Here is a 16,421-nt window from a genome sequence, read left to right as displayed (position 1 = left end):
CGGGAAGTCTAGAGACCTGATTAGGGGCGGGTTTAGTCACATCTGGGTGCAACCAAAAAGATAGTTGTGAAACCCGCCCCTACACACTTAAAACTAACGTTGCGCCACATAACGCGAAAAGTCAGATTATGACGGGTTTTGCCGAATTTCCCTTGTATCCCAGACATTTAAATAATGTAAAGAGCCATAATGCTAATTGTTATCAACCGAATGAAGAATGAACCACCAACTATCATCTAACACAACCAATATCCCTCAGCATATCTAAATGCTTCTGTACAGGTGCAAGGGTATTCGCTGCAATCATCCCACTCGCTGCAACTGCGGGTAACCCAATTCCAGGAAAGGTGGAATCGCCACAGCAGTATAATCCGGGTAGAGGTGTACCCACTCCGGGAAAGAAACCAACCCCCGCCTGAATCGCTGGTCCATAAGAACCCCGATAACGTCGCAAAAAACGTTCATGGGTTAACGGTGTACCAACTAAGGTTAAATCACACCGCGATCGCACGTCGGGTATAATTCTCTCTAAGGCTTGCCACATCACTTGCGATCGCACTTGCTTTTGCTGTAAATAAGTATCACTACGACGATCAAGTCCCTGCCAAAGTTTATAAGGTTCATTCCCCGGTGTATACACATGAATTACATGTTTTCCCGGTGGCGCGAGGGAGGGGTCAAGAATCGAAGGAATGGAGATCAACACCACATTTTGCGGCGCCGTCACCCCTTTATCCCAATCGTTGACCACAATATGGTGACAGGCTAAATCTGAAGGTAATCCTTGGGCGTCAATCCCCAGATGCAGATGCATGAAACTCTCACAAGTGGGTGTCGCTTGGCGAGACTGGCGAAACGCTGTAGGAACCGCATCGTCGGGTATCAATTTCAGCGTATCCCAAACCGAGGCATTGGATACCACCCCCTGACGCGCCCGGATTTCCTCACCCCCCCGCAACCGTACACCAACCGCCCGATTATTCTCCACCAAAACTTGCTCAATATGAGCATTTAGCCTCAGTTGACCCCCGTGTTTTTGCAGTCCCCGTACCAAGGCTTCCACAAGGGCGCCACTTCCCCCCACGGGATAATCTAAGACAACATCGGGTTGATACCAATCCGCAAACATAAACGCCATCTCTGCGGCGCTGGTTCCATTCGCCGGAAGTCCAGATAGGAGGAAACAGAGGAGATTTAACCAGTTGCGTAAGAAGGGGTCAAACACCACATCATCCATAATCTGGCTAAAGGGTCCCGTCAGTTTCATGACATTTAGCCCATGTTGCCACATTGATGGCGCAAATCGCCCCACCGTCAACGCTACCCCCAAATCCCAGCGTACCGCCGCCGGAGGAATTGCGATCGCCGCTTTTCCCAAAGGTTGCATTACCTGTTGTAATGAACGCCATTCCGCTACCGCCTGATTCCCGCGTAACTTTGCCAGTACCTCAGCAAATTGTGACGCCCCCACCGAGGTGTCAAAATCCCCCTCCGGTAAACAGCATCCCCAGGTATCATAAGTTAGACAGGGGAGTTCCTCGCCAATCGCATCCAGAACTTGACGCAGGGGGTTCGGGGAAGGACTGTAGGATAAGCCAGAGTATAGCGAGGGACCCGAATCAAAGGTATAACCATTGCGGACAAAACTGTGTGCAGCCCCACCAGGAATCGAGTGGCTTTCACAAACTGTGACATCAACGCCATAGCGGGAAAGCATTGCGGCGCAGCTTAGACCGCCGATACCACTACCGATAACAATAATATCTGGACAACTCATTATATATTGCGATCGCGAACTGATTGAGGGACTCGATGCCGAAGAGCAAAAGGTGCTTTTGTCAATATAATTAGGTATCTACCCGCTGACAATCACGAGTCACCTAATCTCTAAGTAATTATACCCAAGTTCGAGGGGTGTTTTTAAATTAAACTAGATTAGGAGGATATATATCCTTAAAATTTGGCAAATTTTTATCCTGTTTTATTTTCGGGATTGTCATGAAGCAAGAAATGATGTTTAGTAAATTCGATTTATTAAGCTTTATATCTTTTGGTCTTATTTGTTCAGTTACGTTTAGTCAAAGTCCAGCCTTAGCACTTCCCCTGGAGGAAATTGACGATATTATAGACAGCATAAATGATGGAATTGAGGAAATTAATCGCACTGGGGAAACGATAAATGAAATCACAGATTTTTTAGGAATTGATGGAGATGATGATGAAGAAGATGAAGAGGATGAAGATGATCAGTCCAACAAAAAAGAAAAATTATTCAGACTCTATGCAACATGGTATAAAAGCTTATCTCCATCCGAACAAAGACTTGTTTCTTGGCTGACTTTAGAATATGCCAAGAATCAAGACATGACTTTCACCATAATTACTTCCCGTGAAGGGTTTTCAGAAAAGCCGCTTCAAGAACAGGCTAAAATTGCTCACATTTACTACAAGTTTGATGCCATTTATAAGGCTGTCGAAGAAGATAAAAGTATTTTTTTCTCGTTTGCGTTTTGTGTAAATAGTGGTTCTGATAGTTGCCCAGTCAATGAATTATTATTGTGATGGTAACATCAAGTCATACCTACGGATATAATAGTTCTTTGCATTTGGCGTAATTTGGTCTAAATCAAGCCGCCGAGACTTGGCATTTCTGGCGCCAACTCTGCAAATCAGCTAAAGCGCGATCGCGATACGCCCCATACCGCTCTTTTTTCCCTTTAATCCGCACCCCTAACGGTGGTAAAATCCCAAAATTGGGTGGCATGGGTTGAAAGTGTTTCGGTGAGGCGGAACTAATAAACTCAAATAATGCCCCCATCATCGTCGTTGGCGGTAACGTAATCGGTTCCAATCCCAACACCAACCGCGCTGCATTTGTCCCCGCTAACCAACCCCCAGCCGATGCGGCTGTATACCCTTCCGTTCCCATCAATTGACCCGCCGCTAACAGGGTTGGACGATTTTTAAACTGTAGTGTGGGATATAGCAACTCTGGCGAATTAATAAACGTATTCCGGTGCATCACCCCCATCCGCACAAACTCAGCATTTTCCAATCCTGGAATTAACCGAAAGACTCGCTTCTGTTCGCCCCAACGCAGGTTTGTCTGAAACCCAACCATGTTCCACAACTGACCCGCCTTGTCTTCTTGGCGTAACTGTACCACCGCATAGGGACGTTTACTCTGATTTTCTGGGGCGCGAAAATCTCCCTGGCGGCTATCAAATAACCCTACAGGCTTCAGGGGACCATAGCGCATCGTATCTTCCCCCCGTCGCGCCATTTCTTCAATCGGTAAACAGCCTTCAAAGAACTTTGCCGTTTCTTGCTCAAAATCCTTTAATTCGGCTTTTTCCGCCTGACACAATTCCTGCCAAAACCGTAAATATTCCTCCCGATTCATGGGACAATTCAGATAAGCTGCTTCTCCCTTGTCATATCGGGACGCCATAAACGCAATCTCTTGATTAATCGACTCCCCGACGACAATCGGCGACGCGGCATCAAAGAAACTGAAATAGTCCATTCCAGTGAAGCGCTGCAAGTCTGTTGCTAAAGCTGGACTCGTCAACGGACCTGTTGTCAGCACCACAACCCCATCGGGGGGAATTTGTGGCACTTCCCCCCGCCGTAACTCAATCAAGGGATGACTGGCAAGGGTTTCGGTCAAATCGTGGCTAAATACCCCCCGATCTACCGCCAACGCCCCCCCAGCCGGAACTGCATGGTTATCCGCTTTCGCGATAACAATAGAATCCAGACGGCGTAACTCTTCATGCAACAACCCCGCCGCGCGATCGCTTGATAGCGCCCCAAAGGAATTACTACAGACCAATTCTGCTAATTCTCCGGTATGATGGGCGGGACTCATCTGCACTGGGCGCATCTCATGGAGTACCACAGACACACCCGCTTGGGCAATCTGCCACGCGGCTTCCGTACCCGCTAATCCACCACCGATAACCTGAATTGTCTGTTGTTCCATAATTTTTTTGTTGTCACCTGATACTTTTAACCGCGACATCTGAGACAAACTCCGACATCGAATACAATATCCTCTACTCCCCAGTGACAAATGACCAATAACAACAAACCCCTAAACGGATTTGATAGAGTAAGCATTTTACGACTGACTAGCGCCGATAAAAGTTACGGGTTCGGTTAGTCTAAACATTCCTAGGGTCAGGATTTTTATCTTTTTTCCTTGCCGTACTGTTACCTTGTTTTAACTCATCCTCATCGTTGGCTAACGTGCTGGGGTCAATTAGAGTAACATCATAAGGGTCGAGCGGTCCACTCTTGTTATCTTCCTTCTGTCGGTAGTATTCCGCCTTCACGCCTGCATTACCGCCGAACATGACTCGATCGCCATCTTTAAGTTCATAACTACTAATTGGGCGACCATTAATCGAGATTTTATTGGTGCTACGTTGACCTTGGAGATTTCCATCGACAATTTGGTAACGGTAGGAACCGTCATCGAGTGTCATCCGTCGTAACGTTGCGTGTTGGCGAGAGACAAACATGGAGAACAAGCGGATATCGCAACTCGGATCTCGACCAATCGAATAGACTTCCGCTTCTAACTGAAAGACTCGGCGTCCTTTATCATCTTCCACCAGCAATAGATGCCTGTCTTGAGCATCTGAAGCCTCTGAAGACTGATTTGAGTCCTTGGGGGTGCTGTTATTTACAGGTTGATGGAATTGAGAAGTTTCAGTTTGAGACATTTTTTTTTATCCTTGGGTTTACCGAAGGCGGTAACAACGACAAGCGAATAACCCACAGTGGTTTGATCTAGTTTAACCATTGGGCGATCGCAACGCTTCGGGACAAGGGAGATAGGGGAGACAAGGGGGACAACAGCTATTTTAGCAGGTTAGGATTTGCAGCTACTCTACATTAGGCGTCCCCGGAGAACACTCTAGAGAGCAGAAGAAATAAGATTGTGTTTCTTTCATGCTACATCGAAAACTACAGGAGTGGCGACGCCTAAAAATTCAACCATTGCGACAGGGTTCCCGGAACGGGTAAGAGAATACTCACCAAAACAGTCAGCGCTAGCAATCCAGCAAAATCCCGCCAGTTATCCAATTCTGAAACATCGTTCAATGCGGGTTCATCGACAACGGGTAGCAAGATTAAAATAATCGCCCACAGGAGTAAATCGGGTTGTAGGAATGCCAAAACCAACATCAATAAGCGACTCAGTTGACCAATGGCGGCACCGGTTCTCTGTCCAAACATGGCGTGGATAATATGACCGCCATCCAGTTGACCGACGGGCATTAAATTAAACGCCGTGACGACTAACCCAATATACCCAGCCACAGCGACTGGATGCAGGTTGATTGCCATATCTGGCATGAATTCACTACCTAATGCCCATTTGCTGAGGACTGACAGCAATAGGGAAAAACGCGGATCTAAGGATTGGATATTTACCAATCCCGATTCCTCCGTCAACGGAACCGGACTAGAATGGGCTAACCCCCAGAATAGAAGGGGAAGGGCAACCAGTAACCCCGCCACAGGACCGGCAATGCCTACGTCAAATAAGGCTTTGCGATTAGGTACAGGCGATCGCATCTGGATAAATGCGCCAAAGGTACCTAAGAAAAAGGGTATAGGGATAAAGTAGGGCAGAGTCGTCCGCATTTTGTAATACATCGCGACGAGGTAATGACCGAGTTCGTGAACCCCTAAAATTGCCATCAGGGCTAAGGCATAGGGCAATCCTTTGAGTAATGCTTCTGGGTTGGATTGCACTTGTTCGGGCGAAAGTCCGGCAATCTGAGTGGCACCCACCACAGTTGTGGTAAACAAGGTAATCACAAAGAGAGCTAATGCTAGCCCCGGTCGGGTTAACTCGTCCTGCAACCGTTTCCCTCTAGACTGGGTGTAGGGATTGGGAACCAGGGCAAAGAAGGGTTTCCCACTGAAGCTTTCCTGAAAAATCACAAAAAAGCGATCGCCAAATTCTGCCTCAACATTTTTCCGCACTGTTTTGTAAGCCGCATCCGGATTGGTTCGGAGTTTACCCCGACATAAAACCGCTTGGGGACGATACTCCAGATTTTGGAGATAGTAGACCCCCCAAGGAAAACAATTTCGCAGTTCCGTTTCTTCCTGCTTGGTTATTGGACGCAGCCCTAACTTTTCAGCCGCCTGGGAAACGGTTGATCCAGTCGCTGAGTTTTGAGAGGGTGTTGGCATCCGGTTCATCCTGGTAACCGAGTACCTGCCAATAAAGTAGGCAATGAAAACAAGTAAAATTAGGAGTAACCAGAGTTCCATGATGTACAGATACCCATTCGTAATAAAAGCAAAATTTTGACCCAGATGAGTCTGATTAGTCCAAGTGGCTAATGATTACAGACCAATCCGTATTGTGCAACCTGATTTGTATCAAACGGATCATCGTGTTTTTCGTTCCAGATCGTCGCCCAATCTAAAAGCTACTGTGTTCAAATCCCCACGCCTAGTCCTTAATCACATTTTCGCATTTCCACCCAATCGTGACACCTTAGGAGGTACAGCTTATTTCATTGTAGAGAATGGGACTGGGGTGTTGATTGATTGTCCAGCTTGGAATGATGGCACTCACCAATTTTTGCGGGATCACGGCGGTGTCTCCTGTCTGTTCATTACCCATCGCGGCGGTATTGGCAAAGCCCAAGAGATTCAGGACGCCTTTGGCTGTAACCTGGTGATTCAAGAACAAGAAGCCTACCTGCTACCCAGCGCCCAAGTTACCCCCTTTCAGCGAGAGTTGACAATTTGCGATCACTGTACTGCCTTATGGACACCGGGTCATTCTCCGGGTTCCGCTTGCCTTTACTACAACCAGGAAGGGGGCGTATTATTTTCTGGACGCCATTTGCTACCGAACCCAGATGGAGAACCTGTACCATTACGAGTGTCAAAAACATTTCACTGGCAACGGCAACTTCGCAGCCTCCAGTTTCTCCTTGATCGCTTTACACCAGACACCTTGAATTATATTTGTCCGGGCGCAAACACCGGGGCGCTGCGGGGGAAAGGCGCGATCGATCAGGCTTATAAACGGCTGTCTCAAATTGACCTAGTTTGATTGTGTAGGGGCGGGTTTCACTATTATCGCTTCTTCCCTCACCCCGATGTCACTAAACCCGCCCCGACTAATTTTTGACGGTTCAGATCAGTTCTAATTTAATTTTTGCTTCCCCTGAATCCGAACAAGGGCGGGTTTAGTTTAGTTATCGGTTTGTGCCAAAACGTTATGGGTAAAACCCGCCCCTACAACCTGACAGGTGTAGGTTTTTTATTTTAGGGTGGGGACAAGACAAGGAGGACAAGGAAGGAAAGAAGACAAGGGAGAAAAACCGTACAGAATTAGGTTCGGTCAAACTAACGTAAAAAGCTGAAACGCTCTATTTTTCGTTAAAACTCCCTCATCTCCCCCATCTCCCCCATCTCCTTCATCTCTGACTTATGCGGCTTTAGCGGCTAAGACAGAATCCCCCGTCAATAACTCCACGGCGGCTTGATATTGTCGATCTGAGGCTGTACCCGCACGAGTCACAGGAATCGGATCAAGAGACACCTCCCAATCCGGCGTAATCCCTAACTTGTTGATATCTCGATGATTGGGCGTCTCGTATTTGGCAACGGTTACGGCTAAACCTGATCCATCGGATAAGTCAAATAAGGACTGAATTAATCCTTTCCCAAAGGTTCGTTCCCCGACAAGTTCTGCTCTGCCATTATCTTGAAGTGCGCCCGCTAAAATTTCACTGGCGCTGGCACTTCCCTGGTTGACTAATACGACTAACGGTGCTTCTGTAACTGCCTGTCCAAAAGCATCAAAACTGCCCATCATGCCATTGCGATTAACGGTATAGACAATAGTGCCACGATCCAGCCAGAGACGAGCAATTTCTAAACCCGCCTGCAATAAACCGCCGGGATTATTCCGCAGATCGAGAATGTAAGCATTTGCCCCTTCTTTCTCTAATCGGTTAATGGCAGCTTCGACTTCTGTGGGCGCATTGGCACTAAATTGGGTTAAGCGAATGTAGCCAATGGGGACGTTGTTGGATTCAGAATCGAGTGCGGCATAAACTGGATTGAGGGCAATGCGATCGCGCACCAGTTCAATCACTCTAGGTTGCTCGTTTTTGCTCTGTACCGAGAGGATGACGCTTGTACCAACTGGTCCACGCATCCGGGCGGCGGCTTCATCAAGGGTTAAGGCGGCTGTGGTTTCGCCATCAATTGCCACAATGCGATCGCGCGGTTGAATTCCGGCTTCCTCGGCGGGAGATCCAGCGATGGGCGCGACAACAGCTAATTGCCCGGTTTCATCATCCAGGGCAATTTGTAATCCCACACCAGACAGTTCACCGGATGTATTCACCTTGAGACTGCGATATTGACTTGGTTTAAGCAATCGCGTGTAGGGATCATCCAGAGTGGCTAACATGCCCTCAATTGCCTTATACGTGGCATCACGGTTCTCTAAATCCTTCTTCAGAGTTTTCTGGCGCACCAGCCACCAGTTTTGATCGTTAAAGGAGTCATCCACATACGCTTGCGAGACAATCCGCCACGCTTCGGAAAATAGTTGTTGTTCTTGAGTCGATGCTGAAGCTGAGGGAGTCCACCCCACCCATAGCAGGACAATTTGGCAAAGGATTATCAGTCCAACCCAGAATGATCGTTTTGGCATAACTCAACAAAAATTAACGCTAGGCTTTGATGCTCTCATTTATCTAGTTTGGCAAAGTCTGGAAAAATAAGTGTGCCAGGGGTACAGTTTTCCGAGGGAGAAGGGAAGCAGGGGGAGCTGGGGGAGCTGGGGGAGCAGGGGGAGCTGGGGGAGCAGGGGGAGCTGGGGGAGCAGGGGAAGCTGGGGGAGCAGGGGGAGCAGGGGAAGCTGGGGGAGCAGGGGGAGCAGGGGAAGCTGGGGGAGCAGGGGAAGCAGGGGAAGCTGGGGGAGCTAGGGGAGGTGTAGGGGCGGGTTTTACCGTTAACGTTTGGTTTTCACCCTGATATCCCTAAACCCGCCCCGACAGAGTGCAAGTAGTTTTCAACAAATGACAAAGGACGAAGGACGAATGACGAATGACGAATGACGAATGACGAATGACGAATGACAAAGGACTACTCTTGTCAAGTTATGTTACATTTCTCATAGAGCAATTTCAAATCGGGTCAGTGTTCCCGATACAAAGATTCCGCCCCAGCGGTATTCAACACGCTAGTCCCAGAGCTATCTCATTTCCTGATAGACTTAACCCTATCCAGGATTAGCTCACACGCAAACAGCAATATCCTTCTAAAAATTCTGGCTTCATGTTTTCTAAGCAGGTAACTGAATCAAAAGCTTTTAACTGGTTTCAGGAGCGTCTAGAAATTCAGGCATTAGCTGAAGACGTAACATCAAAGTACGTTCCTCCCCACGTTAATATCTTCTACTGTCTCGGTGGAATTACTCTGGTTTGCTTTATTATCCAGTTCGCTACTGGATTTGCCATGACCTTCTACTACAGACCAACGGTAACTGAGGCATTTTCGTCTGTACAGTACATCATGACGGATGTCAACTTCGGTTGGCTGATCCGTTCCGTCCATCGCTGGTCTGCCAGTATGATGGTGCTAATGATGATTTTGCACACCTTCCGGGTTTATCTGACAGGCGGATTCAAAAAGCCACGGGAATTGACCTGGATAACAGGCGTAATTTTGGCAGTCATTACCGTTTCCTTTGGCGTGACAGGATACTCTCTACCTTGGGATCAAGTGGGCTACTGGGCGGTCAAAATCGTCTCCGGTGTTCCTGACGCGATTCCTGTAGTTGGTTCCTTAATCGTTGAACTCATTCGTGGCGGTCAAAGTGTTGGTCAAGCTACCTTGACTCGCTTCTACAGCCTGCACACCTTTGTTCTTCCTTGGCTCATTGCCGTCTTCATGCTGCTGCACTTTATCATGATTCGCAAGCAGGGTATCTCTGGTCCCCTCTAAACTGCGATTCCTGACAAAGACGTGCTACTCTTTGTTGATTAAGGACATTTAAAATCATGTCAATTCTGAAAAAGCCGGATCTCAGCGATCCCAAATTACGCGAAAAATTGGCTCAAGGCATGGGTCACAACTACTACGGTGAACCCGCTTGGCCCAATGACCTGCTTTACACCTTCCCAATCGTGATTATGGGGACAATCGCGCTCTGCGTTGCTCTAGCTGTCCTCGATCCAGCTATGATTGGCGAACCCTCTGATCCGTTTGCCACTCCCCTAGAAATCCTACCGGAATGGTATCTCTATCCTTCATTCCAAATTCTGCGCGTTGTTCCTAATAAGCTGTTAGGGATTGCGTTAACGGGAGCGATTCCACTCGGTCTAATCCTGGTTCCCTTTATCGAAAACGTCAACAAGTTCCAAAATCCCTTCCGTCGTCCAGTAGCAACTACTGTCTTTATGATTGGTACTCTGGTTACGCTGTGGATGGGTATTGGCGCGACGTTCCCGATTGACAAATCCTTTACTTTGGGTCTGTTCTAAACGTTCAAATTCTTTGAACTTAACACCTGTCGCTGTCTTAGTTATTTTCAAGCTAAGGCAATGACAGGTGTTATATTATCAGCCGTATTCCTAGAAACCGGGTTTCTCGTGAGGATGACAACGCATATCAACTTCACCCAAAGAAACCAGGTTTCTTGACCGATGTCCTAGGGAATAGGGAATAGGGAACAGCCAAATAGAACTTATTCGAGTAGTATTGGGGTTAGGAAGAATTTAAACATACAGCATTAGTAGGTCGGGGGAAAAGAAAAAATTGAGGAGTCTGAATAATACCCCAACTCATCATTTATTTGTTTTTCTAGAGATTTTTACCATTGAAGGCGGTATTCAATCTTACGTCAAAAATATATTACAAGCTTATCTATCAATTCAGGCTCAATCTGAAGCCGAGATCGGGGCTGAGGTATTTTTACTCCGGGATAGCCCAGATTGCGACAATCCGTTTGATGTTCCCTGTCTACAATTCCATTACCTGAAAACCAAACCCCCAATGTTAGGGCGTCTGCGGTTAGCCGCAGCGCTGGGGCTTTGTTTATGGCAAAAACGTCCCAAGCATGTTTTTTGTGGTCACATTAACTTAGCACCTCTGATTCAGTTTCTTTGTCAGCCATTGGGTATTCCTTACACCGTTTTGACTTATGGTAAGGAAGTTTGGCAGCCATTACCTGATTCCCAACGTCGGGCGCTGGCTGGTGCGGCTCAAATCTGGACAATTAGTCGCTACAGTCGCGATCGCGCTTGTGCGGCGAATGGGTTAGATCCCGATCAGGTAAAGATTTTACCTTGTATGGTGGATGGTGATGCCTTTACTCCGGGTGACAAGTCTCCAGCATTAATTCAGCGATATGATTTGGCAGGGGCTAAAGTATTAATGACTGTAGCACGTCTGTGGTCAGGGGATATTTATAAGGGAGTGGATGTGACGATTCGCGCCCTCCCCAAAATCGCAGCGGTTTTCCCAGAGGTGAAATATTTAGTCATTGGGCGCGGTGATGATCAGCCTAGATTAGCACAATTGACTCAAGAACTTGGCGTTCGCGATCGCGTGGTTTTTGCTGGGTTTGTTCCCACCAGTGACTTAGTTGAACATTACCGCGTAGCTGATGCTTATATCATGCCCTCTCAAGAAGGCTTTGGTATTGTCTATCTAGAAGCCATGGCGTGTGGCAAACCTGTATTAGCTGGGGACGCCGATGGATCGGCTGATCCTTTACAGGATGGGCGTTTAGGCTGGCGAGTACCCCACCGTGATCCGGACGCCGTAGCAGCAGCCTGTATTGAAATCCTTAAAGGAGAGAATCAGCGCTGTGATGGGGAGTGGTTGCGAGAACAATGTCTGGCTAAATTTAGCCGAGATGCTTTTCAGGAACAGTTTAAACAACTTTTGTACAACTTATAGCGCTTTTCAAGTAAGTAAGGTACACAGACAGATCCCCGACTTCTTGGAGAAGTCGGGGATCTTGCTTCGATGTGTCTACTGCTATACTTACTGTCTCTACCTCCTTAAAACTGCTCTAACTCTTCCTTAAACAAAACATCGAGAAAAATTGCAGAACCTGTAAGGTAGGCAATTAAAATCAAGAATGCCAGCATAACCATCACCTCCACTAGGAAATACGTCCACTTGGCTAGAGGTTATGCACATTATTTGCAATTCTTTACAATCTGGGTCAACGCTTGGTTGGGCGATCGCAAGTCTGTGTGCCAATCGCCACCACCCTGTGCTGAACCTGGGAATGTTTCGCACCTGACCCCTGAATACCCCTAGTCACGGACTACCGCTCTGTTTACATTTTGTCACTTTTGCGATCGCATGGGCAATAGAAATACCCGAAATAAACCCTTCATTTTACCGTAAATCCGATCAAATAGGAAATTCAAATTCATTACTTATAATTTATAACCCTCCCTCATCGCCTTTTGATAGGCTTGAACTTGCCAATCAATTCCCGTAATCGCCGTTCCCACCACCACAGCATCAGCGCCTAACTTTAGGGCTTGTTGTGCCATCTGGGGCGAGGCAATCCCCCCTTCACAGATGGTTGGCACATCTAACTGTTCGACGATTTGGGACAAAAGTTCAAACCCCGGTGGCTGGAGATGTTGGGTTGAGGCGGTGTAACCATACAGGGTAGTTCCCACAACATCAGCCCCAGCTTTCACGGCGGCGATAGCATTTTCAATCGTATCGATATCTGCCATAACTGGTTTTCCTAATTCCGCGTGAATTCGGGGAATTAATTCAGAGAGGGTTTCCCCACCAGGGCGTTGTCGTAACGTAGCATCAAGAGCAATAATATCAGCCCCGGCTGACGCGATCGCCTGGGCATGATTAAATTGAGGGGTAATGTACACCTCAGATTCGGGTATCTGCTGTTTCCACAACCCAATAATCGGCGTTGTCGGACATTGCTTCCGCACCGCTTGAATATGGGCAGGGGTATCAATTCGCACCCCAACCGCGCCCTGATTCACAGAGGCTTGCGCCATCGCCGCAATCACCAATGGATCATGGAGAGGCGAGTCAACGGGGGCTTGACAAGAGACGATCAAACCGTGACGTAAGGCTGAAATTAAGTTCTGAGAATTGGCTGTCATTACTCAATCCGGGTTAATTGCCGCCGTTTGGGTTGGGATAAGGAAGAAGGTTCCAAGGCAGAAGGGGTAGAAGGCAAAAGTACCCAGGGGATAAAGGGAGTGAAAAAAAGCGATATCATAGCAATCCCCAGTGCTGATGATACACCCATGGAAGAGGCGAAGGTAGGGGCGCAAAGACTTGCGCCCGATTTAATGGTAAAATCTCTACCACCATGTTAGCTGTGCCACGCCAGTAGATGGACATAAACTTCAAGGTGAAGAAAGCCCTATTTGGTATAATTAATTCCATCCTACACCACGCGATTATTTCTAATACATTCTCGATACCAATCAAAGCTGGCTTTAGGAATCCGGTTCTGAGTGGGATAATCAATATAAATCAATCCAAATCGACGGTCATAGCCATAAGACCATTCAAAGTTATCCATCAAACTCCAGAGAAAATATCCGTTCAGGGGATATCCTTCAGAAATAGCCCGATGAGCAGAACGCAGATGTTGGCGCAGGTAAAAAATGCGATCAATATCGATAACTTCACCCTGGCTATTTAAGTCATCCGCAACAGCACAACCGTTTTCAGTAATCACAATGGGTAAATCAGGACGCCCCACTGTTTCACTAATGTGGCGAATGCCCCAATAAATACAATCTGGTAGAATATGCAACCATGGCATATTTAGTTTCGGATAATGTTCGGGAAAGTCGATAACCTCATATCCGCATTCATTATCAACAGCGCGAACATAATTACCGAAGTAAACATTAAATCCCAGAAAATCTAAGGGTTGATGAATGGTTTCTAAGTCTCCATCCTGAATATCGGGCGCATTTTCGCCTAATTTTTCCAACAATGCCGGACTATACTGTCCTGTTAAAGCAGGAAAAATAATCCCGCCATTTTGTCCACAAGTATGAAAAGCTTTTTTTGCCGCCTCTATATGATCAGGAGATTCATTAATCGGTACGGTTACCGCAAAATTATCGACTAAACTCACCGAACAGGGAACAGGTGATGCGGCGCGAATGGCTTGACACCCTAAACCATGGGCTAAAAGGGCATGATGAGAGGTTTGCCACACTTGTTTGAGTGAACTCACCCGCGTTCCCGGTGCATGAGGCGGATCAGAATCAACCCCATAACCCCAGTGAGTAAAGCAGGGTATTTCATTCAGCGTCATCCAATGGGTAATGCGATCGCCTAATCGACTGACCACGGTGGTAACATAGTCAGCATAATCGATTGCCATTTGCCGACTTTGCCAGGAACCGTAAGCATCTTCTAACCCTTGGGGGGAGTCCCAGTGAAATAAGGTAGCGTGGGGCGTAATTCCCTTATCCCGCAAGCAATCCACCAAACGCTTATAAAAATCAATCCCTTGTTCATTCACCGTACCACGACCATCGGGAATAATTCGTGACCAGGCGATACTAAACCGATAGTGTTGAATACCCAGTTGTGCTATTAAGTCTATATCGTGTTCGTAGCGATGATAATGATCACAAGCCACAGCACCCGTATCACCGTTAAGGGTACGTTCAGGGGTAGCGCTAAATGTATCCCAGACACTGGGTTTGCGCCCACCTTCGTTTACTGCACCTTCGATTTGATAGGAAGCCGTGGCGCTTCCCCACCAGAACGCCTCTGGAAATTGGTAACTGGTCATAATGAATTTAAATGTTGACCCCATGCCTATGATTGCAGATAAACTAGCATCACATGACGAGTAGGAGTTTGGAAACCAAACCCCTACGACCAAACGGTTATAATTTGAGATATTTCCCAGGGAAAATTGACGCAACCCTTCGACTTCGCTCAGGGTATTAGGAGAGGAATAAAGGACTCATGGCATGGACGTCGGGACACCAATTGAAAAGTCGCCCCTTTGTGGTGGATTGTATCCTGGGAGAGGGCGGATTCGGAATCACCTACAAAGTCCATCATCAAGACCTCAAGAAATATTTTGTGATTAAAACGCCCAACGCCCGTTTGATAAATGACCCTGATTATCAGAAGTATCTGAACCGCTTTATTCAAGAAGGACAGCGAGTCGCTCAGATATGTCATGACCCCCATCCCCATATTGTTCAGGTGACGGATTTGTTTGAAGAGGCGGGAATTCACTGTCTGGTGATGGATTATGTCCCTGGGGAGAGTTTATGGAAATATGTGCAGAACCAAGGCGCGTTGTCAGAAGCCCAAGCGGTGCGATATATTCGTCAGATTGGGGATGCGCTGCGTGTGGTTCACAAAGCGGGATTGGTGCATCGGGATGCGACACCGTTGAATATTATGGTGCGGAGTCCGGAAAAAGCTGTATTAATTGATTTTGGCATTGCCAAGGGATTAGTGCCAACCACGAGTACAACTACCAATCAGGCGGGAAATCGTGCATTTGCTCCCTATGAACAGATGGTGCGGGGAAGTCGTAAAGTTACGGTTGATGTGTATACCTTAGCGGCGTCCTTATATTATGTGGTGACAGGTCAACGTCCGATGGATTCCTTTTCTCGCAAGTTACGCAAGTTAGATGATCCTGAATTAATACCCCCGCAACAGATTATTTCTGGGTTAAGTGATGCCACAAACCAGGCAATTTTATCGGGAATGAAGCTAGAACCGGAAGACCGCCCTCAATCCATGGAGGAGTGGTTGGAATTATTAACGTTTGAACCGCCAATTATTCGTTCAGTGACCTCTCCATCCGTCGAGAGTTCAGCCACAGTTCAGCCTGCAAAAACTGCAAAAACTCTACCCATGTCAGCATTTGACTTTGAGGTGGTGACAGTGGAGGTTAAATCGGGGTGGTTGAGGAAACAACTAACGCTGAATCGTCGCACCCAGCAGGCGTACCATTACATTGAAACCCTTGGCGATGTGCCTCTGGAAATGGTGGCGATTCCGGAGGGTACATTCCAAATGGGTTCGCCAGAGACTGAGGACGAACGCGATAATAACGAAAGTCCTCAGCATTGGGTGACGATTAAACCCTTCTTCTTGGGTAAATACCCCATCACTCAGGCGCAATGGCAAACGGTGGCTCAATTTCCCAAAGTTGAGCGAGAACTTGACCCTGACCCCTCTAACTTTAAAGGAAAAAACCGTCCTGTCGAGTGCGTATCATGGTATGATTGTGTGGAGTTTTGTGCGCGATTGTCGCAGTACACAGGTTGGAACTACCGACTTCCTAGTGAGGCGGAATGGGAATATGCCTGTCGTGCTGGAACAACAACACCGTTTCATTTTGGCGAGACGATTAC

At 47.3% G+C, this 16,421-nt stretch carries 14 protein-coding genes; 7 read left to right on the top strand and 7 right to left on the bottom strand.

Going from position 1 to position 16,421, the window contains the following annotated elements:
- Positions 1–232: 232 nt before the first annotated feature.
- Complete coding sequence (locus tag RIC07_RS18940; RefSeq protein WP_446395872.1) at positions 233–1,777, bottom strand: phytoene desaturase family protein; 1,545 nt, start codon at positions 1,775–1,777, stop codon at positions 233–235.
- A 221-nt stretch (positions 1,778–1,998) separates the two neighbouring features.
- On the opposite strand from RIC07_RS18940, the gene RIC07_RS18935 reads away from it, so the two are divergent.
- Positions 1,999–2,562 carry a hypothetical protein gene (locus RIC07_RS18935; protein ID WP_446395871.1) on the top strand — a complete coding sequence of 188 codons (564 nt, stop codon included), beginning with the start codon at positions 1,999–2,001 and terminating at the stop codon, positions 2,560–2,562.
- A 64-nt stretch (positions 2,563–2,626) separates the two neighbouring features.
- Here the strand turns inward: RIC07_RS18935 and trmFO are convergent, their stop codons facing one another.
- The 3 genes from trmFO to RIC07_RS18920 form a co-directional block, all read right to left on the bottom strand.
- The gene (gene trmFO, locus RIC07_RS18930; RefSeq protein WP_446381146.1) at positions 2,627–3,985 is read right to left on the bottom strand and encodes an FADH(2)-oxidizing methylenetetrahydrofolate--tRNA-(uracil(54)-C(5))-methyltransferase TrmFO; all 1,359 of its coding nucleotides are present in this window, start codon (positions 3,983–3,985) and stop codon (positions 2,627–2,629) included.
- 181 nt (positions 3,986–4,166) lie between these two features.
- Positions 4,167–4,730, bottom strand: coding sequence for an FHA domain-containing protein (locus RIC07_RS18925; RefSeq protein ID WP_446395870.1), 564 nt, complete (start codon positions 4,728–4,730; stop codon positions 4,167–4,169).
- Positions 4,731–4,992: 262 nt separating this feature from the next.
- Positions 4,993–6,216 carry a site-2 protease family protein gene (locus RIC07_RS18920; RefSeq protein ID WP_446395869.1) on the bottom strand — a complete coding sequence of 408 codons (1,224 nt, stop codon included), beginning with the start codon at positions 6,214–6,216 and terminating at the stop codon, positions 4,993–4,995.
- A gap of 247 nt (positions 6,217–6,463) precedes the next feature.
- Here RIC07_RS18920 and RIC07_RS18915 point away from each other — a divergent pair, with 247 nt between their 5' ends.
- On the top strand, positions 6,464–7,093 hold the full coding sequence (locus RIC07_RS18915) for an MBL fold metallo-hydrolase (RefSeq protein ID WP_446395868.1): 630 nt from the start codon (positions 6,464–6,466) through the stop codon (positions 7,091–7,093).
- 378 nt (positions 7,094–7,471) lie between these two features.
- Here RIC07_RS18915 and ctpA read toward each other — a convergent pair whose 3' ends face one another.
- Positions 7,472–8,710 carry a carboxyl-terminal processing protease CtpA gene (gene ctpA, locus RIC07_RS18910; RefSeq protein WP_446395867.1) on the bottom strand — a complete coding sequence of 413 codons (1,239 nt, stop codon included), beginning with the start codon at positions 8,708–8,710 and terminating at the stop codon, positions 7,472–7,474.
- A 416-nt stretch (positions 8,711–9,126) separates the two neighbouring features.
- Here ctpA and RIC07_RS18905 point away from each other — a divergent pair, with 416 nt between their 5' ends.
- The 4 genes from RIC07_RS18905 to RIC07_RS18890 all read left to right on the top strand — a co-directional run bounded on the left by RIC07_RS18905 (position 9,127) and on the right by RIC07_RS18890 (position 11,964).
- Positions 9,127–9,294, top strand: a complete 168-nt coding sequence (locus RIC07_RS18905; RefSeq protein WP_446395866.1) for a hypothetical protein — start codon at positions 9,127–9,129, stop codon at positions 9,292–9,294.
- 42 nt (positions 9,295–9,336) lie between these two features.
- Positions 9,337–10,005, top strand: coding sequence for a cytochrome b6 (petB, locus tag RIC07_RS18900; protein ID WP_446395865.1), 669 nt, complete (start codon positions 9,337–9,339; stop codon positions 10,003–10,005).
- A 56-nt stretch (positions 10,006–10,061) separates the two neighbouring features.
- Positions 10,062–10,544, top strand: a complete 483-nt coding sequence (gene petD / locus RIC07_RS18895; RefSeq protein WP_446376661.1) for a cytochrome b6-f complex subunit IV — start codon at positions 10,062–10,064, stop codon at positions 10,542–10,544.
- A gap of 274 nt (positions 10,545–10,818) precedes the next feature.
- Complete coding sequence (locus tag RIC07_RS18890) at positions 10,819–11,964, top strand: glycosyltransferase family 4 protein (protein WP_446395864.1); 1,146 nt, start codon at positions 10,819–10,821, stop codon at positions 11,962–11,964.
- Between the two features lie 491 nt (positions 11,965–12,455).
- Here the strand turns inward: RIC07_RS18890 and RIC07_RS18885 are convergent, their stop codons facing one another.
- Both RIC07_RS18885 and RIC07_RS18880 read right to left on the bottom strand, forming a co-directional pair.
- Positions 12,456–13,163, bottom strand: a complete 708-nt coding sequence (locus RIC07_RS18885) for an N-acetylmannosamine-6-phosphate 2-epimerase (RefSeq protein ID WP_446395863.1) — start codon at positions 13,161–13,163, stop codon at positions 12,456–12,458.
- Positions 13,164–13,453: 290 nt separating this feature from the next.
- Entirely contained in the window at positions 13,454–14,827 is a 1,374-nt protein-coding gene (locus RIC07_RS18880) for a GH1 family beta-glucosidase (protein WP_446395862.1), read from the bottom strand.
- A 179-nt stretch (positions 14,828–15,006) separates the two neighbouring features.
- On the opposite strand from RIC07_RS18880, the gene RIC07_RS18875 reads away from it, so the two are divergent.
- Positions 15,007–16,421, top strand: a 1,415-nt coding sequence (locus tag RIC07_RS18875) for a protein kinase domain-containing protein (RefSeq protein WP_446395861.1), incomplete at its 3' end; no start/stop codon positions are given.

Source organism: Coleofasciculus sp. E1-EBD-02 (genome assembly GCF_040218245.1).
Taxonomy (GTDB): domain Bacteria; phylum Cyanobacteriota; class Cyanobacteriia; order Cyanobacteriales; family Coleofasciculaceae; genus Coleofasciculus.
This window is presented reverse-complemented; position numbering and strand designations above follow the sequence as displayed.

What these genes read in the sequence shown, in the direction of transcription:
- ctpA (WP_446395867.1), bottom strand. Translation starts at nt 8,710, where the DNA reads ATGCCAAAACGATCATTCTGGGTTGGACTGATAATCCTTTGCCAAATT.
- RIC07_RS18885 (WP_446395863.1), bottom strand. Translation starts at nt 13,163, where the DNA reads ATGACAGCCAATTCTCAGAACTTAATTTCAGCCTTACGTCACGGTTTG.
- RIC07_RS18905 (WP_446395866.1), top strand. Translation starts at nt 9,127, where the DNA reads ATGACGAATGACAAAGGACTACTCTTGTCAAGTTATGTTACATTTCTC.
- petD (WP_446376661.1), top strand. Translation starts at nt 10,062, where the DNA reads ATGTCAATTCTGAAAAAGCCGGATCTCAGCGATCCCAAATTACGCGAA.
- petB (WP_446395865.1), top strand. Translation starts at nt 9,337, where the DNA reads ATGTTTTCTAAGCAGGTAACTGAATCAAAAGCTTTTAACTGGTTTCAG.
- RIC07_RS18940 (WP_446395872.1), bottom strand. Translation starts at nt 1,777, where the DNA reads ATGAGTTGTCCAGATATTATTGTTATCGGTAGTGGTATCGGCGGTCTA.
- trmFO (WP_446381146.1), bottom strand. Translation starts at nt 3,985, where the DNA reads ATGGAACAACAGACAATTCAGGTTATCGGTGGTGGATTAGCGGGTACG.
- RIC07_RS18935 (WP_446395871.1), top strand. Translation starts at nt 1,999, where the DNA reads ATGAAGCAAGAAATGATGTTTAGTAAATTCGATTTATTAAGCTTTATA.
- RIC07_RS18920 (WP_446395869.1), bottom strand. Translation starts at nt 6,216, where the DNA reads ATGCCAACACCCTCTCAAAACTCAGCGACTGGATCAACCGTTTCCCAG.
- RIC07_RS18880 (WP_446395862.1), bottom strand. Translation starts at nt 14,827, where the DNA reads ATGACCAGTTACCAATTTCCAGAGGCGTTCTGGTGGGGAAGCGCCACG.
- RIC07_RS18925 (WP_446395870.1), bottom strand. Translation starts at nt 4,730, where the DNA reads ATGTCTCAAACTGAAACTTCTCAATTCCATCAACCTGTAAATAACAGC.